Raw genomic sequence first — 25191 nt, forward strand, 5'->3', positions numbered from 1 at the left:
CCGCGCGCCCGCCGCCGTACGTCAGCCGCAGGACTTCAGTCGCGCGACGTTGTCCGAGAGCGACGACGGGCCGCCGAGCAGGGTCACCGAGCTGACGCCCTGCTTCCCCAGCTGGTTCACGATCTCCTTCGGAATGCAGTCGGTGAGGGCCACGTACATCGGGGCCGCGCCGCGGCTCGCGATGACCGCTCCTCCGAGCGCGTCGGCGAACACGTAGCCGGTCGCGAAGTACGCGCGATCCGCCGTGGGATAGGCGTCCGCGTTGACCTGCCAGCCGACCAGGAATCGACTGGGCAGGCCGAAGCGGACGACGGCGCTCGAGCCGAGCATCCCGGCAAGATCCGCCTGGATGCCCGAGGAGACGGAGGAGGTGCCGCCGGCGATCTTCACCTGGGTCACGCCCAGATCGCTGAGCAGCGCCCGCGTATCGGGGTCGAGACGGGGCTCCCGGCCGTCGACGAGGATGACCGGAGCCGAGGCAGACGCCGCCGCACCGCTCGAGGTCAGAGCGTCGGGGAAGTTCTGGCCCGTGGCGATGTACGCCGTGGTCGCGCCCGAGCTCCCGAACGTGGCGCGCGCGATGCTCCGCGACACGACGTACCTGTCCGATCCGGAGATGCGGGTCGTCGGGGCGATCTTCGACAGATCGGTCTGGATCGCGGAGGAGACCGAGGAGGGACCGCCCACGATCACGATCCGACCGGGCGACAGGCGCACGATCTCCGCGCGGACGGACGTCGGCATGGTCGCCGAGGTCGTCAGCAGGATCGGGCCGTTGCCGGCCACGGCGGCGGGCGCGGCGCTCAGGGCGTCGGGGAACACCATCCCGGTCGCGACGTAGACGACGTCGGCGCCCGCGGGGAAGGCGCGCTTGGAGATCTCGACGGCGACCTGGAATCGGTCGGAGCCGGTCAGGCGGTCGACGGCGACGGCCTCCCATCGTCCGTTCGACACCATGAACTGCTGCGCGGCCGAGACCGATCGCGCACCCCATCGCGCGCGGATCGAGACGCCCGCCGGCGTGGCGGCGGAGACTCCGAGATTCATCGACCAGGTGCCGTCCGCCGACACGGGGACGCTCTTCGCGACGCCGTTCACGATCGCCTCGATGCGGTGCTGGGGCCCGCCGTTCGCGAGCGTCCCCGTCAGAAGGGTCGTCGCGCCGAGGCTGGCCCCATCGACCGGCGAGACCAGGACGGGCTTGTCGACCGCGACCGTCGGCTCCCACGCGGAGCCGTACGCCTTCTGCACCGTGTAGTCGACCGACCGGGTGCTGCGCATCCCGAACAGGAGGGAGATCCGCTGCTCGGGCGGAGTGTCGGCGCACGCCTGCGCCGCCGTCGTGCCCGCGGGCAGCGGCGACTGGTACAGGCCGAACGCGGTGGCCGACGTGATGCCGACGAGGGAGCTGCCGACGAGCGCGGGGCCGCCGCTGTCTCCCTGCAGGGCGCACATGCTCGTCGCGATGCCCTCCAGGTCGTACGCCGCCGTTCCCCCGCCCACGCGGTAGAACGAGTCGCCGTACCCCTCCAGGATCGTCCCGCAGGTCCATCCCGTCGTGGAACCCGACTTGCAGACGCCGGCGCCGGCGACGGGCACCGTCGTGTCGCGGATGGTCACGGGCGCCGTCGCGAGCGGAGCGCCCTGGCCGCCGCCCCAGGTGAGCGCCTGGGGCTTCGCCACCCACCCGGACGCGGTCATCGCGACGAGCCCGCTGTCGTACCCGCCGCCGAGCCTGAAGGAGTTCGAGACGGGCGCGCCGACGGTGATCCGCTGAGTCGCCTGCGGGGAGAGCGAGGGCGCGGCGATCCTGCCCGACTGGTAGGGGCCCGTGATGCCGGGCGACCAGCAGTGACCGGCGGTGAGCAGCTGACGCTGACCGGAGCTGCTCGTCCCGTTCACGCCGAGCGAGCAGCGGAATCCGCCGGTGGAGGTGAAGTAGTAGATCGGGTCGCCCCCGTAGGCGTCGGCCGCCGGGGCGAAGCTCACGCGGTCGACGGCGAGCGGAGCATCCACCTGGCCCACGACGGCTCGCGCGCCGGTCGACTCGACGAGCGCGGCGTCGGCCGGGTCGTCGATGCCGATGGTGAGCACGTCGCCCTCCAGCAGCTCGTCGACGATGCCCACGCCCGCGGCGTCGAGGGCCTCGAGGACCACGGCGGCGTCCCGTGCCGCAGCGGCCCCGGCGAGGTACTCGGCAGGGGACTGCTCGAGGTCGCGCTCGATCGCGGCCTGAAGGCCCGGGTCGAGAGCGGCGGCCGCTGCGGCGAACTCCGGCGCGGCGTGCGAGCCGACTCGGGGCAGCTCGCTCGCGGGAGGCGTCGGCGGGACGGCGGGCGCAGCGGCGGACGGCGCGGCGGCACCGACTGCGATCAGTGCGACCACCGTGATCGTCGTGGTCATCATCGTCAAACGCGGCATGCGCGGCTCCCCCTGCCCGAGGCGCGACATGCTGCGCCTTCCCCCGCACCCAGTATGGTTCGTGAATTCCTCGCCTGTGCACCCCCGTCGGGGGGTGATGTCCGGTTAACGAACAGGCGACGGCGCGTCGGGAGCCAGAACCGGCATCACCGAGGGCGCGCGATGCCAGGACGAGATGAGCAGCGCGATGAGCGCCGCCCCGGCGATCGACGCGAGGAGCCACAGGAGCATGGGCGACGGGACGCCCGGCCACCACCACTCGAGCCCGGAATCGAGGTTGACCGACTTCACGTCGTCGCCGGTGAGGTAGCGGCGGAGGTTGACGTACAGCGACAGCGACTGCGACCCCGCGAGGGTGAGGCCGACGAGCCAGCGCTGCGCCCGGGAGAGGCGCAGCGTGCGGCCCCGGGACTCCAGGAGCGCGAAGCCCGCGAGCAGCACGATGAGCGGGAGCAGATAGCGCGGCTGCACCTCCGAGCCGACCTGGTCGCCGCCGCGCGTGAGCGTCCACGTCGGGATGAACCACAGGGCGACCGCGGCGCCGGCGAACACGAGCGCCTTGCGCCAGTCGACGTGGGCGAGCCCGGTGAAGGCGACCGCGACGAACACCGCGACCCCGCCGAAGGCGATGACGGCCGGGAGCGGAGTGTCGAACCACCCGAGGCTCCAGAAGCCCAGGACGCCCGCCCAGAGGGAGGGGACGTTCAGCAGATTGGTGATGGCGAGTCCGAGCCCGTTCGAGGCGGCGGGAGGCGCCGCCGGCCCGCCCGGCACCGTGGGCGCGGGGCCCGCGCCCCCCTGGCTGCCCGCCCCGCCGAATCCCTCCGCGGCGCTCGCGAGCTGCCCTGCCGCGAACGTCGCCACGAGGGCCAGGAGGGCGATGCCGACGGGCAGGATGCTCGTCACGAGGAAGGCGCGCGACGGCGCGAACCGCAGGAGCAGCGCGGCCGCGATCGCCAGCACGGCGTAGATGCCGGCATCGGCCCGCGCGCCGGCCGCCATGAGCACCCCGAGAGCGAAGATCCCGGCGAGCAGCCAGCGGCGACGCCCCGTCGTGTCGAGGTGACCGATGAGGCCGAGCCAGGCGACCGCGACGCCCACGATCGCCCACGAGCTCGGATTGAGCGACGGGATCAGGAACATCCCGAGCGGGACGATCGAGATGAGGACGGAGCCGATCGCCATGACCCGGTGCCGCGCGGGCAGGAGGACGGCGAGCGCCGTCATGAGCCCGACGAAGAGAGCCGCGTTGAGCATCCGCATCGCCAGCGCGGAGGTCTGCACGTCGTCGGAGGCCAGGATCGACATCGTCGCGTAGAAGACCGGCGGGTAGGCGCCGAGGAAGTTGCCGCGATCGGACTCGACGAGCCCCGGCTCGTCGTAGGCGCCGACCTGGCACGCGGCCGACTCGGTCGAGAACCGGGCGAAGCACGGGTCGACCGCGAAGGCCTCCGGCACGGCGCGCGTGGCCGGATCGCCCGTCTCCTCGCAGAGGCTCGTGCGATCCCCCGCCGCGCACCAGATGCTCGCGAGGTGGTAGTCCTCGTCGGGCGAGGAGCCGACCGGGGAGGAGTACGACCAGCCCGCCAGGACGAGGAACGCCAGCAGCGGCAGGAGGATCAGGCGGGCCCGCGAAGACAGTCGAGGGCCGCGGAGGCGAGAGGTCGGGATCGGCATGGCGAGCATCAGCGTACCCGGGGCCCTCCCGCCCCCGGCGGCGCACCCGCGCCATGCCGCCTGCCGGGCGCCGTCCCGTAGACTGGCGCCACCCTCCCCCTGAGACGAGAGCACCCCTTCTTTGGCTGATCCCGCCGCGACCCTCCGCTCCGAGCGCATCGCGACCCTCCCGCTCGCTGAGGTCGGCCGACCCGGAGGCCTCATCGAGGGCACGGCGCGCTCGCTCCGCGACATCTGGGGGCGTCGGGAGCTGCTCGGCCTGCTCGTGCGGCGCGAGCTCAAGGCCCGCTACAAGAACAGCTCGCTCGGTCTCGTGTGGAGCCTCATGCGGCCGCTCAGCCAGCTGCTCATCTACTACTTCGCCGTCGGCGAGATCATCGGGCTCGCCCGGGCCATCCCCGACTTCGCGATCTTCGTGTTCGTCGGGCTGACGGCGTGGACCCTCTTCGCGGAGATCCTCTCCAACTCCACGTCCTCGATCATCCACAATCAGGGCCTCGTCAAGAAGGTGTACCTGCCGCGCGAGATCTTCCCGCTCGCGAGCGTCGGCGGAGCGCTGTTCAACTTCGCCGTCCAGTTCCTCATCCTGCTCGTCGCGGTGCTCGCTCTCGGTCGCTTCCCGCTGACCCTCGAGATCCTCTACGCGGCGGCGGCGTTCATCATGCTCGTGACCTTCGCGACCGCGCTCGGCGTGCTGCTCGCCGGCCTGACCGTCTACTTCCGCGACCTCGAGCACCTCATCGAGGTAATCCTCGCCGTCCTCTTCTGGGCGTCGCCCATCGTCTACTCGTACACGTTCGTGCGCGACGCGATCGGCGGCAGCCTGCTGGAGCAGATCTACCTGGCCAACCCCGTGACCGTCGCCGTCCTGGGGTTCCAGCGCGGGCTGTGGATCGCCGGCTCCGAGCCGGGGAGCGGGATCGAGTGGCCGCCGGACCTGGCCCTGCGCATGCTCGGCGTCTTCCTCTTCAGCCTGGTGCTCCTCTGGGTCAGCCAGCGGATCTTCTCGCGCCTTCAGGGCAACTTCGCGCAGGAGCTGTGACGTGACGACCTCCCCCGCCATCGTGGACGTCGCGGACGTCTCCAAGCGCTTCGTGCTGCACCAGGACAAGTCGCTCAAAGAGCGCATCGTGGCGTTCGCGCGCTCGCGCGAGCACCAGCAGGACTTCTGGGCCCTTCGCGACATCGATCTGAGCATCGAGACCGGATCCACCGTGGGCCTCGTCGGCCACAACGGCTCGGGGAAGAGCACGCTGCTGAAGGTCATCGGCGGGATCATCCAGCCCACGTCGGGAACGGTGCGGCGTCGCGGGCGCCTCGCGGCGCTCCTCGAGCTCGGTGCGGGCTTCCACCCCGATCTCACCGGCCGCGAGAACGTCTACCTCAACGCCGCGATCCTCGGGCTCACGCGCGCCGAGACCGACCGGTACTTCGACGCGATCGTCGACTTCTCGGGCATCGAGAGCTTCATCGACACGCAGGTGAAGTTCTACAGCTCGGGGATGTACGTGCGGCTCGCCTTCGCGGTGTCCGTCCACGTCGACCCCGACCTCCTCCTCGTCGACGAGGTTCTCGCCGTCGGCGACGAGCCGTTCCAGCGCAAGTGCCTCGCGAAGATCGCCGACTTCCAGCGCGAGGGGCGCACGATCGTCTTCGTCAGCCACTCGTCCGATCAGGTCGGGCAGCTGTGCGACCGGGTGGTCGTGCTCGACCACGGCCGGATGGTCCACGACGGCAACGCCGCCGACGGCATCAAAGCGCTCCGCTCGACCTTCGAGGCGGCGCACTCCTCACCCGCTCGCACCACGGGCGCGGACGGCGCGCTCACCAGCGGGGCGCGGATCGACGACGTCCGCGTGACGTCGACCTCGACCGACCTCTCGGGCGACTACCTGCCCGGCGGCGACATCGTCATCGACATCGATTACACGATCGGCTCGGTGCCGAGCGGCTGGATCGCCGGCATCGACATCGAGACGCCCGTCGGCCAGGGCGTCTACCGCATCAACACCGACGGCCTCGGGATCGAGCTGCCGACCTCGCCGGGCAGCTACTCGCTCGGCATCACCCTCGGCGGCAACGCGCTCGGCGCCGGCTCGTACCAGGTGCACGCGAGCCTCGTCACCCCGCAGGGGCGCGACATCGATCGGCGCCAGCCGGCCGCGAGCTTCTCCGTCTCCACCGAGCCGGGCGCCGTGGGCGTCGTGCACTTCCGCGCGAGCGCGGACCTCCGCACGACCTGAGCTCAGCGCCTGCTGGCCTCGAGCGAGCCGGCCGCGATCGCGTCGTCGTCCGAGAGGTCGACCGTGGTCGCGGGGCGGTAGCTCGACCACTTGCGGATCTGGAACACCGGGTTCACGAGGAGCCAGTAGAGCGTCCTCCGCACCCCGAAGTCCCGGTCGCGGACGATGCGGAGGGAGTCCCCGAGGATGCCGCGAACGGTGAGGCGCAGCTGAGTCGCGCGCGACATGGGGGGGATGCCGAATCCGATCCGCCGCAGCCCCACGGTCTCGTCGAAGATCCGCTTGCCGTACTCGGCGAGCGTGAGGTCGTTGGAGTGCTCGACCGCGCCGAGGGGGGCGTACGCCTTGATGAGCCCCGCCCGGATGACGTCCTGCCCGAACAGCTGGTCCTCGGCGTAGGGGACCTCCCGGTACGGGATCGTCATGGTCAGCACCTCGCGGCGGGCGGCCGAGTTCACGTCGGAGTAGAACCCCAGGCCGGCGACGGCCCCCTCGTCGAGCTCGCCCGGCGGGCGGCGGTAGAGGGTGACCCCGCCATCGGGGCCGAGACCGGCGAAAACACCGCGGATCTCGTACTTCAGCAGCGGGAAGCAGCGCGGTCGCGGCACCTGCTTGCCCACCACGCCGACGACGTCGGGCGAGAGGGCGAAGGGGGCGAGCATGCCGGCGAGCCAGTGCGCGCCGATCGGCACGGCGTCGTGGGTGAGGTAGACGACGAACTCGCCCCGCGCGAGCCGCGCCGCGAGATTTCTCGTCCGACCGTGCTGGAACTCGGTGTTCGGGATCCGGTGGAGACGGACCTCGGGGAAGTCCTCGATGATCGACAGAGTCCCGTCGGTCGAGCCGGAGTCGATGACGAGGATCTCGACCTCGCCCTCCACCCCGGTCTGGACGCGCAGCGCGTCGAGGATCCGGCGGAGGTGGGCCTCGCCGTTGTAGGTCAGGATCGCGACCGTCGCGGTGATGCTCCCGGTCGGGTCCGCGCTCTCGGTCATGCCCGCGCCCCCGTCATGTCGGCCCACGTCGCCGCGATGCCCTCCTCGAGCGTCGTCGGCACGCGAATCCCGAACTCCTGGTCGAACCGCGAGACGTCCAGGACGACGCGATCGACGAAGGTCGGCGGCACGGGGATCTCGTGCACGCGCACCGGGCCACCCGTGACTCGCGCGATGGCGTCCAGCACTTCCGTGACGGACGAGCCGCGGCCGCTGCCCACGTTGTACACCTCGTGGGTCGGCTCGACATCGACGAGCGGGACGAGCATCCGCACCAGATCGTCGACGTAGACGTAGTCGCGCACCATGGAGCCGTCCCCGTACCGGGCGACGCTCTCGCCGCGGGCGATCTGCCGCAGCGCGATGGGGATGAGCCCCTGCTTCCGGTTCGGGTGCTGGCGGGTGCCGTACGGGTTCGAGATCCGCAGGCTCGTGGACCGCAGGCCGTGCGTGGCGCGGAAGTACCGGAGGTAGTGCTCGATCGTGAGCTTGCCGATGCCGTACGGCGAGATCGGCAGGGTCGGAGCGGCCTCCGAGAAGTCCGATCGCTGCTGCGGGCCGTAGATGGCACCGCCCGTGGAGGCGAAGTAGACGTGGCGCACCCCGGCCTCGGCGCAGGCGCTCAGGAGCTCGATGGTCTGGATCACGTTCGTGCGGATGTCGAGCGTCGGGTCCGCCTCCGCCGTCGCCGGGGAGGTCGTCGCCAGGAAGTGGAACACGACCTCATGCCCTCCAACGGCGGACTCCAGATCGGATCGGCTCAGGAAGTCGCCGGGGAGCATGCGCACCGCCGACGACCGGAACGTGGGCGCGCCGGTGCTGAAGCGGTCGAAAGCGGTGACGCGGTGGCCGCCGTCGCTCAGGGCATCCACCAGGTGCGAGCCGATGAAGCCGTTGCCGCCGACCACGAGGACGTCAGCCACGCATGCCCCGTTCGAACGCCTCGACGAACTGGCGGCCGGAATCGGCCCAGTTCACGTCGACCACCGATGCCGACATCGCGAGCGCGCGCTCGACCTGATCGGGGCGATCGACGATCTCGACCATGCGGCGCGCGATCGCCATCGGCGAGGCCGGCACGTACTCGATGTGCGGGTTGTCGCTCACCATGCGGTTGTTCGGACCGTCGTTGACGACCGGCGCGACGCCGCTCGACATGAGCTCGAGCGGGAGGAGCGACATGTTGGACAGCGACATGACGAGACCGGCCGCGCATCGGTTGTAGAGCGCGTTGAGCTCGGAGACGTCGAGCATCGCCTCATTGCGATAGGCGAAGGGCAGCTCCCAGTTCGAGACGTCCCACCCCGCCATGTTGATCGGCACGTCCGGGCGCATCTTGGCGAAGTCGGCGAGGGCGAGCACTCCGAACTCGAAGGCGCGGCGCTCGGTCACGGGCCGGGCGTAGAAGAAGACCTCGTTCCGACGCTCGCGGTTCGTGACCGAGTAGTGCACCTTGTCGACCGCGAAGTCGAAGGCATCGGTCGTCATGCCGTACTCGTCCCGCAGCTTGTGCGCGAGCCAGCCCCCCGCGGTGATGCCGTGGAAGCCGAACCGGTAGGTGTTCTCGGCGAGGAGCGACTGCGACCCGAGCGCGTAGAAGCTCGGCTCGAAGTCCTGCACGAAGTAGAAGCGGCGGGCGCGGCTCGGGTCGCGGAAGACGGGGTACGCGGTCTCCCATCCCGTTGCGAAGATCGCCTGCGCCTCGGGGTGGATGCCGTCCTCCGGGCGGTAGAGCCGGATGTCCGCGTCGACGTCGGCGTAACCGCTCGAGCTGCGGATCATGGCGCGGACGTCGGGGATGCTGACGGGCGCCCCGAGCGCGGAGTAGAGGTAGATCGTGCAGCGGTGGCCCGCCTCCTCCGCGAAGCGGATGAAGCGGAACAGGTTCTGGTGCCCGCCGCTCCCCTGGCCCGGGGTCGACATGACCCACGCGATATCGATCGACCCCTCGGAGACGCGGATCGGGTCGCGCAGCTGCTCCCCTGGCTCCGTCCAGTCGACCGAGGCGGCGTCCTCGAGATCGACGAGGAGAACGGGGCGATCCTTGCGGAGCACGGTGTGCGCCTTCGCGGCCACGCGGCTCGCGAACTCCCGCGGACCCTCGTCGCGCAGGATGCGGAAGGGGCGCAGCAGTCGGAAGAGCTTCGGTCGTGCCATGCGGTTCCTCTCAGAGGAACGAACCGTTCGCGTCGTCGGGGCGGGATCGTTCGATGTCGTCGGCGCTCCGTCGGAGACCCGACCGGTCCAGTCTATTCGGGCTCGCCGTCGCGGGGCGCGAGGATCCCCTGCAGATACGTGCCGTACCCGCTCTTCGCGAGCGGAGCCGCGAGCTCGGCGAGCTGCGCGTCATCGATCCAGCCGGCGCGCCAGGCGATCTCCTCGATGCAGCCGATCTTGAAGCCCTGGCGGTCCTCGATGACCCGCACGTACTCGGAGGCCTGCATCATCGACTCGAACGTCCCCGTGTCGAGCCAGGCCGTCCCGCGATCGAGCACCTGCACCTGCAGGCGACCGGCATCCAGATAGTGCTCGTTGATGCTCGAGATCTCGAGCTCGCCTCGCGCGCTCGGCGCGATCGTCTTCGCGATGCGGACGACCTCGTTGTCGTAGAAGTAGAGGCCGGGCACCGCGTAGCTGCTCTTGGGCTTCGCGGGCTTCTCCTCGATCGACACGGCGGTCATCGTCTCGTCGAACTCGACGACGCCGTAGGCGCGCGGGTTGGAGACCTGGTAGGCGAAGATGAGCCCGCCGTCGATCGAGCTGTGCGAGCGCAGCGACGAGCCGAGCCCGGAGCCGTGGAAGATGTTGTCGCCGAGGACGAGCGCGACGCTGTCGTCGCCGATGAACTCCTCGCCGATGATGAAGGCCTGCGCGAGCCCGTCGGGCGAGGGCTGCACCGCGTACTCGAGCCGGATCCCGAGGTCGCTCCCGTCGCCGAGGAGCGCCTGGAACTGCTCGTTGTACTCGGGCGTCGTGATGATCAGGATCTCGCGGATGTCGGCCATCATGAGCGTCGACAGCGGGTAGTAGATCATCGGCTTGTCGTAGATCGGCATCAGCTGCTTCGAGATGCCCTTGGTGATGGGCCACAGCCGCGTTCCCGATCCTCCGGCGAGGATGATTCCCTTCACAGCGTTCCCTTCCGACCCCGGCGGCGATGGCCGTCGGCGACCGGCCGAGTCTAGCAACGGGGCTCCCCCGTAGAATCGCCCGGTGAAGATCATCGTCACCGGCGGCGCCGGATTCATCGGCAGCAACTTCGTCCACTACGCGGTCGCGAGCACCGACCACACGATCACCGTGCTCGACAAGCTCACCTACGCCGGCAATCGCGCATCGCTCGCGGGGCTCCCGGAGGACCGCGTCCGGTTCGTCCAGGGCGACATCTGCGACGCCGCTCTCGTCGACGAGCTCGTCCAGGCCCACGACGCCGTCGTCCACTACGCGGCCGAGAGCCACAACGACAACTCCCTCGACGATCCGCGCCCCTTCCTCGACACGAACGTCATCGGCACCTTCACGCTCCTGGAGGCCGTGCGCCGCCACGGCGTGCGCTTCCACCACATCTCGACCGACGAGGTCTACGGCGACCTCGAGCTCGACGACCCCGCGCGCTTCACCGAGTCGACGCCGTACAACCCGTCGAGCCCGTACTCGTCGACGAAGGCCGGCAGCGACCTCCTCGTGCGCGCCTGGGTCCGCTCGTTCGGCGTGCAGGCCACGATCTCCAACTGCTCGAACAACTACGGCCCCTACCAGCACGTCGAGAAGTTCATCCCCCGCCAGATCACGAACGTGCTGCGCGGCGAGCGCCCCAAGCTCTACGGGAAGGGCGAGAACGTCCGCGACTGGATCCACGCGAACGACCACTCGTCCGCCGTCATGACCATCCTCGACCGGGGCGTCATCGGCGAGACGTACCTCATTGGCGCCGACGGCGAGAAGAACAACAAGCAGGTCGTCGAGCTCATCCTCACCCACCTCGGCCAGCCGGCCGACGCGTACGACCACGTCACCGACCGGCCCGGGCACGACCTGCGCTATGCGATCGACTCGAGCAAGCTGCGCACCGAGCTGGGCTGGGCGCCCCAGTACTCCGACTTCGAGGCCGGACTCGAGGCGACGATCGCCTGGTACCGCGACAACGAGGCGTGGTGGGCTCCGCAGAAGGACGCGACCGAGGCGCGCTACCTGGCCCAGGGCCAGTGACGATGACGCGCTACCTCATCACGGGGGCGGGCGGGATGCTCGGCCGCGACCTGCAGACCGCCCTCGGCGGGCGGGCGGTCACCGCCGCCGCGCGGCGCGAGCTCGACATCGCCGACGCCGATGCGGCCCGCGCCGCGGTGCGCGGGCACGACGTCGTCGTCAACGCCGCCGCCTACACGAAGGTCGACGACGCGGAGTCGCACGAGGACGACGCGCTCCGGGTCAATGCGCTCGGCGCGGAGAACCTCGCGCGCGCCGCCGCCGAGGAGGGCGCCGTCCTCGTCCAGCTCTCCACGGACTACGTCTTCGACGGCAGTGCGACCTCGCCGTACGCGGAGGATGCGCCGCTCGCCCCGGTGTCGGCCTACGGGCGCACGAAGGCCGAGGGCGAGCGCCGGGCCCTCGCCGCGCATCCCGACGGCACCATTGTCGTGCGCACCGCGTGGCTGTACGGGCAGCACGGGCCGAACTTCGCCGCGACGATGCTCGCGCTCGCCGCGCAGCGCGAGACCCTGACCGTCGTCGACGACCAGCGCGGCCAGCCGACCTGGACCCAGGACCTCGCCGAGCAGATCGTGCGCCTCCTCGACTCGGGGGCGCGCCGCGGCGTCGTGCACGGCACCTCGACCGGAGAGACGACGTGGTTCGGCTTCGCCCGCGCGATCTTCGAGGAGGCGGGACTCGACCCGGAGCGCGTGCAGCCGACCGACTCGTCGACGTTCGTGCGCCCCGCGCCGCGGCCGGCCTACTCGGTGCTGGGGCACGACGCGTGGGCGCCGCTCGGTCTCGAGCCGATGCGCGACTGGCGCTCGGCTCTCGCCGACGCCTGGCGCTCGGGGGCTATCGCCCGCCCCTCCGCGTAGCGGGCTGCACGAGGTCGCGCGCGATGTCGATCGCGCCGCGGCTGAAGCGGGAGTACCGACCGGCGAGCGCGGCGCCGATGATCGCGGGCAGACGCAGCGGCTGCCAGCCGGGCATCGCGGCCCGGGCGCGTTCGTGCGCGAGCTTCGCGCGGGCGAGCTGGAGCGCGTCCGCCTGCTCGGGCCGCTCCTGGAGCCGCTCGACGAGAGCGGCGGCGCGGGCGACGAGGCGCGGCGCCCGCTCGTCGCGCGGCTCGCGCAGGCGCTCGAAGCGGCGGGCCCACGTGACCTCGCTCGCGCCGATGACGTTCGCGCCGTGCTGGCGGTAGTCCAGCCACGGCTCCGGCACGAGCCGCAGCCCTCCCTCGACGGCGGCCATCATCGCGAGCCACTCGTCGTGCACCCACGACTCGGGGAACGGCATCGACCGCTCGGCGAGGGCCCGCCGCACCAGCACCGTCGCCCCGGTCACGAGGTTGCGCCGGATGAGCACGTCGAGCGCATCGCCGTGCTCGAGCAGCTCGCGCTCGCGCGGGCTCGCCTCGAGGGTCGACAGCAGGCGCGCGCCCGAGTCCTGGCCCCCCGCGTCGACGAGCCGGGCATCCGTGTGCACGAGGAGGACGGCCGCATCGTCGAAGACCGGAAGCAGCCGGGCGAGCCGACCGGCCGGCCAGACGTCGTCCTGGTCGCTGAGGGCGACGACGTCGCCGCGGCAGGCCGCGATCGTCTGCTCGAAGTTGCGGGTGACGCCGAGGGGCCGGTCGCGCTCGATGATCCGCAGGGCGATCGCCGATCCGGGATGCTCGGCGCGATGCTGCTCGACGATGCTGCGCACGACGGCGACGGTTCCGTCGCTCGACGCGTCGTCGCCGACGACGATCTCGGCCGGCGCCGGCACCTGGGAGAGGATGCTGCGGATCTGCTCGCCGACGAACGCGCTGCCGTTGTGCGTGCAGAGGGCGACCGACACCGCGAGCGGGGCGTCGGTCGACGGCGGGTCGGTCGGCATGCCCCCAGCCTAGAAGCGCGCCAGTACGATGACATCACCATGACCACGGATGCGAGCGACACCGCCGAGCGCGTGGGCCTGGTGACGGTGGCCTACCGCTCCGAGGGCGTGCTGCCGGGTCTGCTCGCCTCGCTCCCCGGCGCGATCTCCGAGCCCTACGCGACCGTCATCGCCGACAACCTCCCCTCGGAGGGGGAGGCCCGCGCGCTCGCCGAGAGCCACGGCGCGACCTACATCCCCCTGGCGCACAACCCCGGCTACGGCGGTGCCGTCAACGCCGCGGTGTCGGCCCTGCCCTCGGGCGTCGAGTGGATCGTCGTGACGAACCCCGATGTCGAGTTCCGCGCCGGCTCCATCGACGCGCTCCTCGCCACGGGCGACGCCGACGAGCGCATCGGCGCCGTCGGGCCCGCCGTCGAGAACTCCGACGGCACGGTGTACCCCTCGGCGCGGGCGATCCCCTCGCTCCGCACGGGGATCGGGCACGCGCTGTTCGCCGACGTCTGGAAGTCGAACCCCTGGACGGCCGCCTATCGTGACGGCGCCGCCGTCTCCGGCGGGCGGCGCGACGTCGGGTGGCTCTCCGGATCGTGCCTCATCGTCCGCCGGTCGGCGTTCGAGCGCATCGGCGGGTTCGACGAGGGCTACTTCATGTACTTCGAGGACGTCGATCTCGGCCACCGACTCGGCCGGGCCGGGTTCCGCAGCGTCTACGAGCCGGCGGCGAGAGCCCTGCACACGGGCGCCCACTCGACCGGCGCGGAGTCGGCGCGGATGGTGCGCGCGCACCACGACAGCGCGAAGAGGTTCCTGCGCGGCAAGTACCGTGCCTGGTACCTGTGGCCCGTCCGCGCCGTCCTCACCGCGGGGCTCTCGCTGCGCTCGGCGGTCATGACCCGCACGATCGGCCGCCAGGACTAGCGGGCGGCGCTCCAGCGCTCGTCGAGCGCTCGGCCGTAGGCGGTCGTGGCCCCCCAGGTCGGAAGCAGGCCCGACGCCCGCGCCTCGAGAAGCGTCGGCGCCTCCAGATCCTTCGGCGAGAGCAACGGCTCGCCCGCCTCGGCCGGGAACTCCAGCGCGACCGTCTCGTCGAGCGGGGTGATGCCGTGCTCCGCGGAGGGGTTGAACACCTCGCTCACGAGGTAGGTGACGGTCGAGCCGTCCTCGAGCGAGACGAAGGCGTGCCCGAGCCCCTCTCCGACGTAGACCGCGCGGCGATCCACCGCGTCGAGGCGCACCGCCTCCCAGCGGCCGAAGGTCGGCGAGCCGACCCGGATGTCGATCACGTAGTCGATCACGGCGCCCGCGGTGACGGTGACGTACTTGGCCTGGCTGGGCGGGACGTCCGCGAAGTGGATGCCCCGCACGACGCCGCGACGGGAGACCGAGCCGTTCCCCTGCCGCAGGTCGAGAGGGTGCCCGACCGCCTCCGCGAGAGCGTCGAACCGGTACCACTCCCAGAACGCGCCGCGGTCGTCGGGGAACTGCCTCGGGGTGACCTCGAAAGCGCCGGCGATGGTGAGCTCTCGGATCTGCATGGCACCGAGTCTAGATCGGCGCGACGGAGCGGCTCGGCGGCACGGAGCCGCTCCCGAGCACCCCCGTTCGGGGGTGGACCCCTCGCGCTGGTAGGGTCGGCGCGGGGCGGACCCGGCCCCGGCCCCGACCCCGAGGAGAGGAGGCTCGCGCGTGTCCACCACGACCCTCCGCGTGATCCTCGACCAGGTCGGCGCGGAGACCCCCTCCGGCATCGGTCGGTACGGCCTGGAGCTCACCCGTCAGCTCATCGCGACGGCTCCCCGCGGCTGCGAGGTGAGGGGGATCGTCCCCTCGTCCCCGCAGTCGGAGTACGACCGCATCGAGCGGGAGCTCCCCGGCCTGTCCGGCCTGTTCAAGAGCGCGCTGGACCGGCGGCAGCTGAGGGCGGCCTGGCAGCACGGCTTCACCCGGTTGCCGGGCAGCGGGATGGTCCACGCCCCGAGCCTGTTCGCCCCGCTCTACCGCCACGATCGGTTCGAGTCCCCCGGGGAGCAGATCGTCGTCACCATCCACGACGCCGTGCCGTGGACCCACCCCGAGACCCTTCCCGCCTCGGCGGTGACGTGGAGCCGCGCGATGGCGAGACGCGCGCAGCGTCACGCCGACGCGATCGTGGTGCCCACGCACGCGGTGGCCGAGCAGCTCGGCGCCGCCCTCGACCTCGGCGATCGCATCCGCGTCATCGCCGGCGCGGTGAGCAGCGCGCTCGCGGTGCCGGAGGACGCGCACGAGCGCGCGACCCGCCTGGAGCTCCCGGACCGCTACGTGCTCGCCGTCGGCCCGTTCGAGGCGCGGAAGGGCATCGCGGAGCTGCTGTGGGCTCTCGCCGATCCGCACGCCCCCGACATCGCGCTCGTCCTCGCGGGTCCGACGAGCGGGGCCGACGTCGACCTGGACGGCATCAGGAAGGACGCGCGCCTCTCACCGGAGCGCGTCCTCGCGCTGGGCACCCTCGACGATGCCGACCTCGCGACGGTCTACGACCGGGCCGAGGCCGTGATCGTGCCCAGTCTCGCCGATGGCTTCGCCCTCCCCGTGCTCGAGGCGATGGGCCTCGGGACCCCGGTCATCCACTCCGACGCGCCCGCCCTCGTGGAGCTCGCGGCCGACGCCGGCCTCGTCGTCGCGCGGGAGGACTTCGCCGGCTACCCCCGGCGCCTCGCCGACGCCATCCGCCGGATCCTGGAGGAGCCCATGCTCGCGGAGGATCTCGCCGTCCGCGGCCACGATCGCGCCCGCGCCTTCAGCTGGCGGGACTCGGCCGAGAAGACCTGGCAGCTCCACGCCGATCTCTGAGCCGCGCGCTCAGCCCTCGCCCTCCGGCGCGAGCGCCTCGGCGACGAGGCTGCGGACGAGCTCGTAGTCGGGCTCGACGTTGTCGATCGTCGGAGGCGTGAGCTCGACGTCGGCGATGGGGAGCTCGCGCGCCTTGACGGCGAGATCGCTCAGGACTCCGAGCATGGACTGCGGGATGTCCGTGCGGACGACCTGCGTGCCCGCGTCGGCGATCGATTCGAAGCGCGTGAGCACCGTCGCGGGCTCCACCTGCCGCAGGATCGCCTCCTGGATCTGCCGCTGGTGCGCCATGCGGTCGAAGTCGGTGAGGTTGTAGCGGTTGCGGGCGTACCAGAGGGCCGTCGCGCCGTCCATGCGCTGCTCCCCGGCCTCGATGCGGCCGACGACCGGTCCGCCGTTGATGCCGAGATCCATGCCGACCGCGTCGACGACGACTCCGCCGAGCGCGTCGATGAGCTGCGCGAAGCCCTGCATGTCGATGAGCACGGTGTACTGCACGGGCAGGCCGGTGATGCCCTCGACGGCGTCCTTCATCGCCTCGATGCCGGGCGTGCTGCCGTCGCGCTCGGCCTTCGGGTACAGCTCGGGGTGCTCCTCGGCCCAGGGGTAGAGGTAGCTGACGAGGCAGTCGTCGCCGCAGTCGAAGCCCGTCGGCCACTCCTCCCACAGGGGGGAGTCCTCCGAGAAGGGAGCGTTGTAGAGGTTCCGGGGGATGCCGATCATCGTCACGGCGCCCGTGCCGGCGTCCACGCTCGCGAGGCTGATGCTGTCGGGGCGCAGGCCGATGCGATCGGGCCCGGCGTCGCCGCCCAGGAGCAGGATCGTGTACCGGCCGTCGATCGGCGGCTCGATGAAGCCGCCCGCGAAGACGCTGCCGAGCGTGTCGCGCCCGATGCCGGTCGCCCAGGCCGCCCAGCCGGTGCCGCCGACGGCGAGCACGAGCGTCAGCGCCACGAACCCCGCGAGGGGGGCGCGGGCGCGAGGGCTCGCGCGGACGATGCGCGCCAGGCTGAGCGCGTTGATCGTGGTCGCGAGCCAGAGCGCGGCGTAGAAGATGAGGCCGAGCTGCGCGATCCAGAGCACGACGACGTTCGTCGCGATCGTGAGCGCGACGGGCCGCGCGACGAGCGTGAGCACCACGGCGACGACCATGATTCCCCAGAGGACGAACGTCGCGCCGACCGCGAAGCGCCCCCATTTGCGATCGCCCGCGAGCAGCTGCGCCGAGCCGGGGATCAGCAGGTTGAGGCCGAGGAGCCACCAGGCGCGCTTGGCCATGAGCTCCGGCTGGCGCGTGTCGGGGTGCCGGAGCGGCGAGGCGAGGCTCACCGCGCGCGGGAGGCGACCGCGGTCTTGAGCGCCTCGTTCTTGGCGGCGACGGCCTGCTCGAGGCCCGTCGCGAAGGCGGCCAGCCTCTCGGCGACCACGGCATCCGTCGCCCCGATGATGCGCGCGGCGAGGATGCCCGCATTGCGCCCGCCGCCGATCGACACGGTCGCGACGGGGATGCCCGCGGGCATCTGCACGATGCTGAGCAGCGAGTCGAGCCCGTCGAGCGTCTTCAGGGGAACGGGCACGCCGATCACGGGCAGCGTCGTCACGGAGGCGATCATGCCGGGCAGGTGGGCGGCGCCGCCGGCTCCGGCGATGATGGCGCGGATGCCCCTGCCGGCGGCCGCGCGGCCGTACGCGATCATCGCGTCCGGGGTGCGGTGTGCGCTCAGCACCTCGACCTCGCAGGGGATGTCGAACTCGTCGAGGGCCTCGACCGCCGACTGCATGACGCTCCAGTCGGAGTCGGAGCCCATGACGACGGCGATGAGGGGTTCAGGCACGAGTGCCATGGTAGGGCTCAGTCGTCGAAGTGGGCGGCCGCGGCGCGCGCCCGGTAGGCGACGTCGTCGAGGTCGGCGCCGATCGCCGTGACGTGGCCGGCCTTGCGGCCCGCGCGGGGCCCCTTGCCGTAGGCGTGCACCTTCGCGCTCGGCTGGTGGCCGAGCGCGGCGGCGATGCGCTCCGGCGGGAGGGCGCCGAAGACGTTGATCATGACGCTCCAGTCGGCGAGAGCATCCGTCGCCCCCAGCGGCCAGTCGAGGACGGCGCGGAGGTGCTGCTCGAACTGGCTCGTGACCGAGCCGTCGATCGAGAAGTGACCGGAGTTGTGCGGTCGCATCGCGAGCTCGTTGACGAGCACGCGGCCGTCGGAGGCGTGGAAGAGCTCGACCGCGAGGACGCCCGTGACTCCGAGCCCGTTCGCGACGATCGTGGCGATCTCCGCGGCGGCCCGCTCGGCCGCATCGCCCGCGTGGGGCGCCGGGGCGATGACCTCGGCGCAGACGCCCCCGCGCTGCACCGTCTCGACGAGCGGCCACAGCCGGACCTCGCCGCTCGGGCGGCGGGCCGCGAGCTGCGCGAGCTCCCGCTGGAAGCTCACGAGCTCCTCGACGAGCACAGGGCCGCCGGCGAGCCAGTCGTCGGCGCCGTCGGCGGCGTCGACGACGCGGACGCCCTTGCCGTCGTAGCCGCCGCGCGGGGTCTTTACGACCGCGCGCCCGCCGTGGTCGGCGAGGAAGGCGGCGAGCTCGTCGCGCGACTCCACGCGCGCCCAGTCGGGCATCGGCACGCCGAGGGCGCCGAGGCGCTCGCGCATGAGGAGCTTGTCCTGCGCGTACAGGAGCGCGTCCGGGCCGGGCCGCACCGCGGCGCCGGCGGCGACGAGCGCCCTGAGCACCTCCTGCGGCACGTGCTCGTGATCGAAGGTGATCGCGTCGCAGCCTGATGCGAAGTCGAGGACGGTGCGGGCATCCCGGTAGTCGCCGACGACCGTGGCGGCGAGGCGGGCGGAGGAGTCCTCCGCCTCGGCCAGCACTCGGATCTCGATGCCGAGCGCGACGGCCGCGGGGATCATCATGCGCGCGAGCTGTCCTCCGCCGATGACGCCGATGACGGGCATGGCTGCTCCTCCTCTAGATTGGGGGCTTCCCGTCCATTGTGGTGCACCCCGGAGGCCCCATGCCCCACCTGCTCGCCCAGTTCGCCCGCTTCGGCGCGGTCGGGCTCGTCGGGCTGGTGGTGGACATCGCGCTGTTCAACCTGCTGCGCGTGACGGTGCTCTCGCCCGAGCTGATCGCCGAGGGCCCGATCATCGCGAAGGTCGTCTCGACCACGGTCGCGATCGCCGTCAACTGGGTCGGCAGCCGCTACTGGAGCTTCCGGCTGCGGCGGCGACGGCCGGCCGGCCGCGAGGCCGTCGAGTTCGTGATCGTCAGCATCGGCGGCATGCTCATCGCCGTCGGCTGCCTCGTGATCTCGCGCGAGGTGCTCGGCTTCACGAGCCTGCTCGCCGACAACATCGCCTCGAACGTCGTGGGGCTCGGCCTCGGCAGCCTGTTCCGGTTCGCGCTGTACCGCTGGTGGGTGTTCCATCCGCGACGGGATGCCCGAGCGGAGTCGCTCGTCGGCTGAGAGCCGAACCGCCGCAGTCAGCCCGCGAGCGGTGTCGCGCCGGTCTGCCGGCGGGCCTCGGCGACCGAGCTCCTGCTGTGCTCCATGAGGTCGGAGAGCGCCTCCTGGACGAGCGCGGCGCGCGGCAGATCGCGCAGCACCACGGGGCGGTCGAGGCCGGTGTTGAGGAGGATGTCGCCCGAGCCGAGCAGGCGCTGGATCGCCGACTGGCGCAGCGAGACGTCGTAGCTCCTGCTGTGCAGGACCTCCTGGCGCGTGCGCACCCCGAGACCGCGGCGCACGACGATGCGCCGCGTCGTGATGAGCACGTGGCTGGCGAGCCACCGGATGTACGGCACCACCGCGAGACCGACGATCGCGAGGGCGCCGCCGGCCGCGACCGCGATGCGCTGCCACGGCTCGTCGAGGGCGGTCGCGCCGTAGACGGCCGCGCCGCTGACGAGAACGGCGACGATGACGGGGCCCGTGAGGGCGCGCGCGTGCGCGCGCAGGAGCACGATGACGCGCTCGGGCTCGCGGGGCTCCCCGGTCATGCCCTATTCATAGCGCAGGTGCGTCACGTCGCCGGCCGACACGGCGACGAGCGCCGAGGAGCCCCCGCCGGGGCGGACGAGCAGCCGCCCGTCGTCGTCGAGCGCCTCGGCGACGCCGCGCAGGGGCGCGAGCCCGGGCTGGTCGACCCGCACGGCCGAGCCGAGCGTGTCGAGCACCGGCTCGACGAGCGGGCGCAGCGCCCCCGCCGTCGGAGCCTCGCGCCACCGGGCGACGAGATCGCGGAGCGCGCGCAGGTACGCGGCGAGCGCGCGGTCGGCGAGTGGGGCATCCGCCCCGCCGGCGACGCCCTCGACGGCGCCCTCGGCCACGCCCTCGATCGCGAGCGAGGTCGCGGTCGGCACCGGCAGCTGCTCCACGGTCATGCGGGTGTTGAGGCCCGCGCCGATGACGACCCCGTGCGGCGTGAGCTCGGTCAGCACCCCCGAGAGCTTGCGACCGCCGACGAGCACGTCGTTCGGCCACTTGAGCCCCGCGCCGGCGACGCCGAGCTCGCGCACCGCGTGCGTCATCGCGACGCCGGCGAGCAGCGGCAGCCAGCCCAGGCGCTGCGGGTCGGCGCCGGCCGGGTCGAGGCGCACGAGCACCGAGATCGCGAGGGATGCGCCCGCCGGCGCGCTCCACACGCGATCGAGGCGGCCCCGGCCCGCCGTCTGGTGGTCGGTCGCGAGGACGGCGAGGTCGGGCAGCTCGGCGGCGCGGCGGACGAGCTCGGAGTTCGTCGACGGGCACGACGCCCGCCACTCGAGGTCGGGGGCGACGGCGCGGCTGAGGGGGAGCTCCATGCATCGAGCGTACGGCGCGCCGCCACCGGGCCCCGGGGGCCGATGCCGGGGTCAGCCGCGCGCGAGCGCGAGCGCCTCGGCGAGGGTCGGGGCGGTCGCCGGCCCGGGCCGCGTGACCGCGATCGCCGCCGCGGCGTTCGCGATGCGCGCCGCGCGCGCGGGCGCCTCGCCTCGGGCGAGCGCGGCGGCGAACGCGCCGAGGTGCGCGTCGCCCGCGCCCGTCGCGTCGACCTGCTCCACGGCGAACCCCGCGACGCGCTCGACCGACCCGCAGACCGCGACGAGGCACCCCTCGGCGCCGAGCCGGACGATCGCTCCGCGGTCGCGGCTCGCGAGCGCGCGGGCGGCGCCCTCCGCGGACGCCTCGCCGGTGAGCGTGAGGGCCTCGGCGAGCGAGGCGCTCATCCAGTCGGCGCGCGCGAGCACCGCGTCGAGCGCCGCGGGCCGCTCGACGACCGCGAGCGGGCCGGGGTCGAGCAGCACCGTGGCGCGCTCGGGAAGCCCGGCGATCCACGGGCCCAGCACGGCGCCATTGGTCGCGTCGAGGAGCCCGTAGCCGGAGACGTGCACGAGGTCGTCGTCGCCGATCGCGACGGCGGCGAGGGCGGCGGCGGCGAGCTCCGCCTCGGCGCCGAAGGCGGTCGCGAAGCTGCGCTCGCCATCGGGCTCGGTGAAGGCGACGTCTACCCCGGTGTCGAAGGCCGGATGCGCCGCGAGCAGCACCGCGACCCCCTCGGCGGCGAGAAGCGCCCGAACCCGGTCGCCGAGCGGTCCGGTGCCGTGCGCGCCGGCGTAGGCGGCGGGCAGCCCCTGCCGGCGAGCGGCGAGCAGCACGTTCGCGGCGCCCCCGGCGTGCAGACCGCGGGAGCGGCCGCGCACGTCGCCGCCGCGCGCGGGGAGGTGCGGGACGTCGAGGGCGAGATCGATGAGAGCGTTGCCGACGCTCACGAGGCGCGCGGTCATCCGCCCGCCCCGTCGCGAGTCGGCCGGTGACGCAGGGCGAGGAGCGCCTCGGCGATCGCGGGCAGCTCGAGTGAGTTGACGCCGAGGCGCGCGGCGCTCACGGCGTCGACGGTCGCGGCGGGGCCGCCGGACCACGGTGCGGTGCCGTGCACGGCGCCCGCGACGGCGCCCGCGATCGCGGCGATCGTGTCGGCGTCGCCCCCGAGGGATGCCGCCGCGCGGACCGCGAGCCACGGGTCGTCCGGCGCGAGGGCGAGCACGGCGAACGCGGCGGGGATGGACTCCTGCGAGGCGAGGCTCGTCCCGACGACGAGGGCCACGCGGTCGAGGAGCGCGGCGACGGCCGCCTCCCGCTCGCGCGCGTCGACGACGCCCGGCCCCGGCCCCTCGGCCTCGACGAGGGCGAGGGCTGCGCGGATGCGCTCGGCGACGTCGGCGCCCGCGATCCAGTTCCCGCGACCGCGGCAGCGCTCTGCGGCGACGACGCCCGCGGCGAGCGCCTCGGGCATTCCCGCCCCGTCGACGCCCGCACTCACGGCGGCGGCGACGGCGGATGCCGCGGCGAGCGCGAGCGACGTCGCGTGCGTCACGGCGCTCGCGGCCTCGACCGCGTCCACGAGCACCGCGACGTCCGAGCCGGGGGTCGCGATGCCCACGGGCGCGACGCGCATCGCCGCACCGTTCGTCGTGCCGGTGCGCCCCGCGGTCTCGAGCGGCTCGCCGCGCAGCACCGCCTGCACGGCGCGCGTCGTCGAGGGCCCGAGCAGGTCGCTGGATCCCCGGCGGCGCATGTCGTCCTCCCACGCCACGAGCGCGCGCGCGAGATCGGCGGGCGCGATGCGGCCCTCGCCCGCGATGAGCAGCCGGGCGACGAGCAGGGCCTGCTCGGTGTCGTCGGTGATCGCGCCGGGCGGCATGCCCCCGGCGAGCGGATGATCGGCCGCCGGCGCGGCGAACCCGCCGACGATCGCGCCCCACCCCGCGCGCACCGCGTCGCGCGGCAGCAGCTGGAAGGGCATACCGAGGGCGTCGCCGATCGCGAGCCCCTGGAGCGCGCCGAGCGCTCGGTCGCGCTCCCCCGTCGACGACGCCCCTGCCGCGGGCTCCGCCGCTTCCGCGCTCACGCCCCCGCGACCTCGGCGAGGATCCCGGCGCTCGTCGTGATCTCGATGAGCGGCGCGTAGAGCGCCATCGCGGCGAGCGCCCGCTCGTGGTCGGCCTCCGTCACGCCCGCGCACGCGTCGGCGAGGACCCGCACGCGCACCCCCGCGTCCGCGGCGGCGAGGGCGGTCGAGAGCACGCAGCAGTCGGTCGAGACCCCGGCGAGGACCATGTCGTGGCCGACGATCGACGCGAGCTCCGCATCCCATTTCGAGAACGTCGTGCGCGTCACCACCCGGTGATCGCGTGCGGGGATGCTCGGCAGGAGATCCCAGATCCCCTCGGTCGGCGGCACGAGCGCGAACGGCCACTGCGCGTAGTACGGCACCCACGCGCCGACGGGCTCGGCGGGCGCGACGAAGCGCGTGAGCGCCACGCGGTCGTCGAACGCCTCCACGAGCGAGGCGACGACGGGCTCGATCGCGGGCGTGCCGGGGGCGAACCACGGGCTGCCCTCCTCGCCGAAGACGCGCTGCATGTCGATGACGACGAGCCAGGGACGGCCGTCACCCGCGCCGCTCACGCGACGGGCGCCGTCGCGCCGAGCGCATCCTGCCGGCGCACGGCCGAGCGGCCGAGCAGGAGGTACCCCGCGAAGCCGAGCACGAGCGAGATGAGCACGCCCAGGTTGGCGCCCTCGAGACCGGGGGTGAGGCCGAGGAAGTACCCCTGCCACAGGAAGGCGTCGCCGTAGAAGGCGTTCGACACGAAGCCCCAGCCGATCGCCGTCGCGATGACGAGGAGGGCGATCGACTCCCACCGCACCGAGCCGTAGCGGCCGGCGCGGTCGTAGAGCTCGGCGTCGGCGTAGGGCTGCCTGCGGAGGATGATGTCGGCGATGAACATGCCCGCCCACGCCGCGATCGGCACCCCGAGGGTGATGAGGAAGCCCTGGAACGGGCCGAAGAAGTCCTGCGCGACGAAGACGACGAAGATCGTGCCCAGCACCATGAGCGCGCCGTCGATGCCGACCGCGGCCGCGCGCGGCAGCTTCAGCCCCGCGGCGAGCAGCGACAGCCCCGAGGAGTAGATGTCGAGCACCGCCCCGCCGACGAAGCCGAGCACGGCGACGATCGCGAACGGCACGAGGAACCAGGTGGGCAGGATCGTCGAGAGTGCGCCGACCGGGTCGGTGCCGATCGCGTCGAGGAGCGTCGTCGACGAGCCCGCGAGCAGGAGGCCGACGAGCAGGAGCAGGGCCGGAGCCCACGACGCGCCGAACGTCGTCCAGCCGACGACGCCGCGGCTGGAGGCCGAGCGCGGAAGGTAGCGCGAGTAGTCGGCGGCCGCGTTGACCCAGCCGAGCCCGAAGCCCGTGAGCATGAACACGAGCCCGCCGATGACGGCGCCCGCCTCGCCCGCCGGGAGGGCGAGGACCGCACCGAGGTCGATCTGCGGCAGCACGAGCACGACGTAGACGATCGTCAGCACCCCCGTGGCGATGGTGATCCACTTCTGCAGGCGCATGATGAGGTCGAAGCCCATGATGCCGGCCCCGATGACGAGCGCCGCGACGACGACGAGCGCCACGACCTGCGTGCCGACGCCGGCGTCGAAGCCGAGCGCGCCGAGCACCGTGGAGGTCGCGAGCACGGCGAGCGAGACGAGCACCGTCTCCCAGCCCACCGTGAGAATCCACGACAGGATGCTCGGCACCCTGTTGCCGTCGACGCCGAAGATCGCCCGGCTGAGCACGAGCGTCGGCGCCGAGCCGCGCTTGCCCGCGAGCGCGATCACCCCGACGAAGAAGAAGGAGACGCCGATGCCGACCGCGCCCACCAGCAGCGCCTGCCAGAACGAGATGCCGAAGTAGAGCAGGAACGCCCCGTACGCGATGCCGAACACCGAGATGTTCGCCGCCGCCCAGGGCCAGAACAGGTCGCGCGGCGTGCCCCTGCGCTCCGACTCGTGGATGACGTTGATGCCGTTCTGCTCGACGGCGAGCGCCGCAGCGCTCCCGCCCTCGATCGCCGTCGACATGGGGTGCCTCCGCTGCACATGGGGTGCGGCCCGCCG

Annotated in this window: 24 protein-coding genes; 7 read left to right on the top strand and 17 right to left on the bottom strand. The window is 72.7% G+C overall.

Annotated elements, in window-relative coordinates; genetic code table 11:
• Positions 1-21: 21 nt before the first annotated feature.
• Together ASC54_RS00275 and ASC54_RS00280 are read right to left on the bottom strand one after the other, a co-directional pair.
• Positions 22-2421, bottom strand: coding sequence for a cell wall-binding repeat-containing protein (locus ASC54_RS00275; protein WP_162242477.1), 2400 nt, complete (start codon positions 2419-2421; stop codon positions 22-24).
• Between the two features lie 105 nt (positions 2422-2526).
• Positions 2527-4098: a DUF2142 domain-containing protein gene (locus ASC54_RS00280; RefSeq protein ID WP_162242478.1), complete on the bottom strand. Its 1572-nt coding sequence runs from the start codon at positions 4096-4098 to the stop codon at positions 2527-2529.
• A 121-nt stretch (positions 4099-4219) separates the two neighbouring features.
• On the opposite strand from ASC54_RS00280, the gene ASC54_RS00285 reads away from it, so the two are divergent.
• Positions 4220-5140 (top strand): ABC transporter permease, encoded by a 921-nt coding sequence (locus ASC54_RS00285; protein WP_055858752.1) that lies wholly within the window; start codon positions 4220-4222, stop codon positions 5138-5140.
• A 1-nt stretch (position 5141) separates the two neighbouring features.
• Entirely contained in the window at positions 5142-6341 is a 1200-nt protein-coding gene (locus tag ASC54_RS00290) for an ABC transporter ATP-binding protein (RefSeq protein WP_055858749.1), read from the top strand.
• A 2-nt stretch (positions 6342-6343) separates the two neighbouring features.
• Here ASC54_RS00290 and ASC54_RS00295 read toward each other — a convergent pair whose 3' ends face one another.
• The 4 genes from ASC54_RS00295 to rfbA form a co-directional block, all read right to left on the bottom strand.
• Positions 6344-7336: a glycosyltransferase family A protein gene (locus ASC54_RS00295; RefSeq protein WP_055897826.1), complete on the bottom strand. Its 993-nt coding sequence runs from the start codon at positions 7334-7336 to the stop codon at positions 6344-6346.
• Positions 7333-8259: an NAD-dependent epimerase/dehydratase family protein gene (locus ASC54_RS00300; RefSeq protein ID WP_055858744.1), complete on the bottom strand. Its 927-nt coding sequence runs from the start codon at positions 8257-8259 to the stop codon at positions 7333-7335. The genes ASC54_RS00295 and ASC54_RS00300 overlap by 4 nt, the downstream gene beginning before the upstream one ends.
• Entirely contained in the window at positions 8252-9493 is a 1242-nt protein-coding gene (locus ASC54_RS00305) for a hypothetical protein (RefSeq protein ID WP_055858741.1), read from the bottom strand. Before ASC54_RS00305 ends, ASC54_RS00300 begins: the two co-directional genes overlap by 8 nt.
• A 92-nt stretch (positions 9494-9585) precedes the next feature.
• Positions 9586-10467: a glucose-1-phosphate thymidylyltransferase RfbA gene (gene rfbA / locus ASC54_RS00310; RefSeq protein WP_055895964.1), complete on the bottom strand. Its 882-nt coding sequence runs from the start codon at positions 10465-10467 to the stop codon at positions 9586-9588.
• A gap of 82 nt (positions 10468-10549) precedes the next feature.
• Here rfbA and rfbB point away from each other — a divergent pair, with 82 nt between their 5' ends.
• Both rfbB and rfbD read left to right on the top strand, forming a co-directional pair.
• Complete coding sequence (gene rfbB, locus ASC54_RS00315) at positions 10550-11545, top strand: dTDP-glucose 4,6-dehydratase (protein ID WP_055858736.1); 996 nt, start codon at positions 10550-10552, stop codon at positions 11543-11545.
• A 2-nt stretch (positions 11546-11547) separates the two neighbouring features.
• Complete coding sequence (gene rfbD, locus ASC54_RS00320; RefSeq protein ID WP_055895967.1) at positions 11548-12408, top strand: dTDP-4-dehydrorhamnose reductase; 861 nt, start codon at positions 11548-11550, stop codon at positions 12406-12408.
• Here the strand turns inward: rfbD and ASC54_RS00325 are convergent.
• Positions 12386-13414 (bottom strand): glycosyltransferase family 2 protein, encoded by a 1029-nt coding sequence (locus ASC54_RS00325; RefSeq protein ID WP_055895969.1) that lies wholly within the window; start codon positions 13412-13414, stop codon positions 12386-12388. The genes rfbD and ASC54_RS00325 overlap by 23 nt on opposite strands.
• A 39-nt stretch (positions 13415-13453) precedes the next feature.
• Between ASC54_RS00325 and ASC54_RS00330 the strand changes: the two genes are divergently transcribed.
• Positions 13454-14335 carry a glycosyltransferase family 2 protein gene (locus ASC54_RS00330; protein ID WP_055895971.1) on the top strand — a complete coding sequence of 294 codons (882 nt, stop codon included), beginning with the start codon at positions 13454-13456 and terminating at the stop codon, positions 14333-14335.
• On the opposite strand, the gene ASC54_RS00335 is transcribed toward ASC54_RS00330, so the two are convergent.
• The gene (locus ASC54_RS00335; RefSeq protein ID WP_055895974.1) at positions 14332-14952 is read right to left on the bottom strand and encodes a dTDP-4-dehydrorhamnose 3,5-epimerase family protein; all 621 of its coding nucleotides are present in this window, start codon (positions 14950-14952) and stop codon (positions 14332-14334) included. The genes ASC54_RS00330 and ASC54_RS00335 overlap by 4 nt on opposite strands.
• Positions 14953-15103: 151 nt before the next feature.
• On the opposite strand from ASC54_RS00335, the gene ASC54_RS00340 reads away from it, so the two are divergent.
• Positions 15104-16249, top strand: coding sequence for a glycosyltransferase family 1 protein (locus ASC54_RS00340; protein WP_055895976.1), 1146 nt, complete (start codon positions 15104-15106; stop codon positions 16247-16249).
• A gap of 9 nt (positions 16250-16258) precedes the next feature.
• Here the strand turns inward: ASC54_RS00340 and ASC54_RS00345 are convergent, their stop codons facing one another.
• From ASC54_RS00345 to ASC54_RS00355, 3 genes are read right to left on the bottom strand one after another with little or no spacing between them, the layout of a single operon-like run.
• Positions 16259-17578 carry an LCP family protein gene (locus tag ASC54_RS00345; protein WP_055895979.1) on the bottom strand — a complete coding sequence of 440 codons (1320 nt, stop codon included), beginning with the start codon at positions 17576-17578 and terminating at the stop codon, positions 16259-16261.
• Positions 17575-18093: a 5-(carboxyamino)imidazole ribonucleotide mutase gene (gene purE, locus ASC54_RS00350; protein WP_055895982.1), complete on the bottom strand. Its 519-nt coding sequence runs from the start codon at positions 18091-18093 to the stop codon at positions 17575-17577. Before purE ends, ASC54_RS00345 begins: the two co-directional genes overlap by 4 nt.
• Before the next feature lie 8 nt (positions 18094-18101).
• Positions 18102-19202 (bottom strand): 5-(carboxyamino)imidazole ribonucleotide synthase, encoded by a 1101-nt coding sequence (locus tag ASC54_RS00355; RefSeq protein WP_055895985.1) that lies wholly within the window; start codon positions 19200-19202, stop codon positions 18102-18104.
• Positions 19203-19261: 59 nt separating this feature from the next.
• On the opposite strand from ASC54_RS00355, the gene ASC54_RS00360 reads away from it, so the two are divergent.
• Positions 19262-19714 (top strand): GtrA family protein, encoded by a 453-nt coding sequence (locus tag ASC54_RS00360; RefSeq protein ID WP_055858716.1) that lies wholly within the window; start codon positions 19262-19264, stop codon positions 19712-19714.
• 17 nt (positions 19715-19731) lie between these two features.
• On the opposite strand, the gene ASC54_RS00365 is transcribed toward ASC54_RS00360, so the two are convergent.
• Genes ASC54_RS00365 through ASC54_RS00390 form a run of 6 tightly spaced genes read right to left on the bottom strand, consistent with a single transcriptional unit; the run spans position 19732 to position 25155 of the window.
• Positions 19732-20247 (bottom strand): PH domain-containing protein, encoded by a 516-nt coding sequence (locus tag ASC54_RS00365; protein WP_055895986.1) that lies wholly within the window; start codon positions 20245-20247, stop codon positions 19732-19734.
• A 3-nt stretch (positions 20248-20250) separates the two neighbouring features.
• On the bottom strand, positions 20251-21051 hold the full coding sequence (locus ASC54_RS00370) for a biotin--[acetyl-CoA-carboxylase] ligase (protein WP_055858709.1): 801 nt from the start codon (positions 21049-21051) through the stop codon (positions 20251-20253).
• 51 nt (positions 21052-21102) lie between these two features.
• Complete coding sequence (locus ASC54_RS00375; RefSeq protein ID WP_055895989.1) at positions 21103-22014, bottom strand: PfkB family carbohydrate kinase; 912 nt, start codon at positions 22012-22014, stop codon at positions 21103-21105.
• Positions 22011-23138 (bottom strand): ADP-ribosylglycohydrolase family protein, encoded by a 1128-nt coding sequence (locus ASC54_RS00380; RefSeq protein WP_055895991.1) that lies wholly within the window; start codon positions 23136-23138, stop codon positions 22011-22013. The genes ASC54_RS00375 and ASC54_RS00380 overlap by 4 nt, the downstream gene beginning before the upstream one ends.
• Complete coding sequence (locus tag ASC54_RS00385) at positions 23135-23698, bottom strand: cysteine hydrolase family protein (protein ID WP_082514753.1); 564 nt, start codon at positions 23696-23698, stop codon at positions 23135-23137. The genes ASC54_RS00380 and ASC54_RS00385 overlap by 4 nt, the downstream gene beginning before the upstream one ends.
• Complete coding sequence (locus ASC54_RS00390; protein WP_055858699.1) at positions 23695-25155, bottom strand: cytosine permease; 1461 nt, start codon at positions 25153-25155, stop codon at positions 23695-23697. The genes ASC54_RS00385 and ASC54_RS00390 overlap by 4 nt, the downstream gene beginning before the upstream one ends.
• Positions 25156-25191: the final 36 nt, after the last annotated feature.

Source organism: Yonghaparkia sp. Root332 (assembly GCF_001425665.1).
Classification (GTDB): domain Bacteria; phylum Actinomycetota; class Actinomycetes; order Actinomycetales; family Microbacteriaceae; genus Microcella.

Coding starts and splice junctions, on each gene's coding strand:
- ASC54_RS00305 (WP_055858741.1), bottom strand. CDS start 9,493: ATGGCACGACCGAAGCTCTTCCGACTGCTGCGCCCCTTCCGCATCCTG.
- ASC54_RS00295 (WP_055897826.1), bottom strand. CDS start 7,336: ATGACCGAGAGCGCGGACCCGACCGGGAGCATCACCGCGACGGTCGCG.
- rfbD (WP_055895967.1), top strand. CDS start 11,548: ATGACGCGCTACCTCATCACGGGGGCGGGCGGGATGCTCGGCCGCGAC.
- ASC54_RS00365 (WP_055895986.1), bottom strand. CDS start 20,247: ATGACCGGGGAGCCCCGCGAGCCCGAGCGCGTCATCGTGCTCCTGCGC.
- ASC54_RS00355 (WP_055895985.1), bottom strand. CDS start 19,202: ATGCCCGTCATCGGCGTCATCGGCGGAGGACAGCTCGCGCGCATGATG.
- ASC54_RS00275 (WP_162242477.1), bottom strand. CDS start 2,421: ATGCCGCGTTTGACGATGATGACCACGACGATCACGGTGGTCGCACTG.
- ASC54_RS00335 (WP_055895974.1), bottom strand. CDS start 14,952: ATGCAGATCCGAGAGCTCACCATCGCCGGCGCTTTCGAGGTCACCCCG.
- purE (WP_055895982.1), bottom strand. CDS start 18,093: ATGGCACTCGTGCCTGAACCCCTCATCGCCGTCGTCATGGGCTCCGAC.
- ASC54_RS00325 (WP_055895969.1), bottom strand. CDS start 13,414: ATGCCGACCGACCCGCCGTCGACCGACGCCCCGCTCGCGGTGTCGGTC.
- ASC54_RS00360 (WP_055858716.1), top strand. CDS start 19,262: ATGCCCCACCTGCTCGCCCAGTTCGCCCGCTTCGGCGCGGTCGGGCTC.
- ASC54_RS00330 (WP_055895971.1), top strand. CDS start 13,454: ATGACCACGGATGCGAGCGACACCGCCGAGCGCGTGGGCCTGGTGACG.
- ASC54_RS00390 (WP_055858699.1), bottom strand. CDS start 25,155: ATGTCGACGGCGATCGAGGGCGGGAGCGCTGCGGCGCTCGCCGTCGAG.
- ASC54_RS00370 (WP_055858709.1), bottom strand. CDS start 21,051: ATGGAGCTCCCCCTCAGCCGCGCCGTCGCCCCCGACCTCGAGTGGCGG.
- ASC54_RS00280 (WP_162242478.1), bottom strand. CDS start 4,098: ATGCCGATCCCGACCTCTCGCCTCCGCGGCCCTCGACTGTCTTCGCGG.
- ASC54_RS00375 (WP_055895989.1), bottom strand. CDS start 22,014: ATGACCGCGCGCCTCGTGAGCGTCGGCAACGCTCTCATCGATCTCGCC.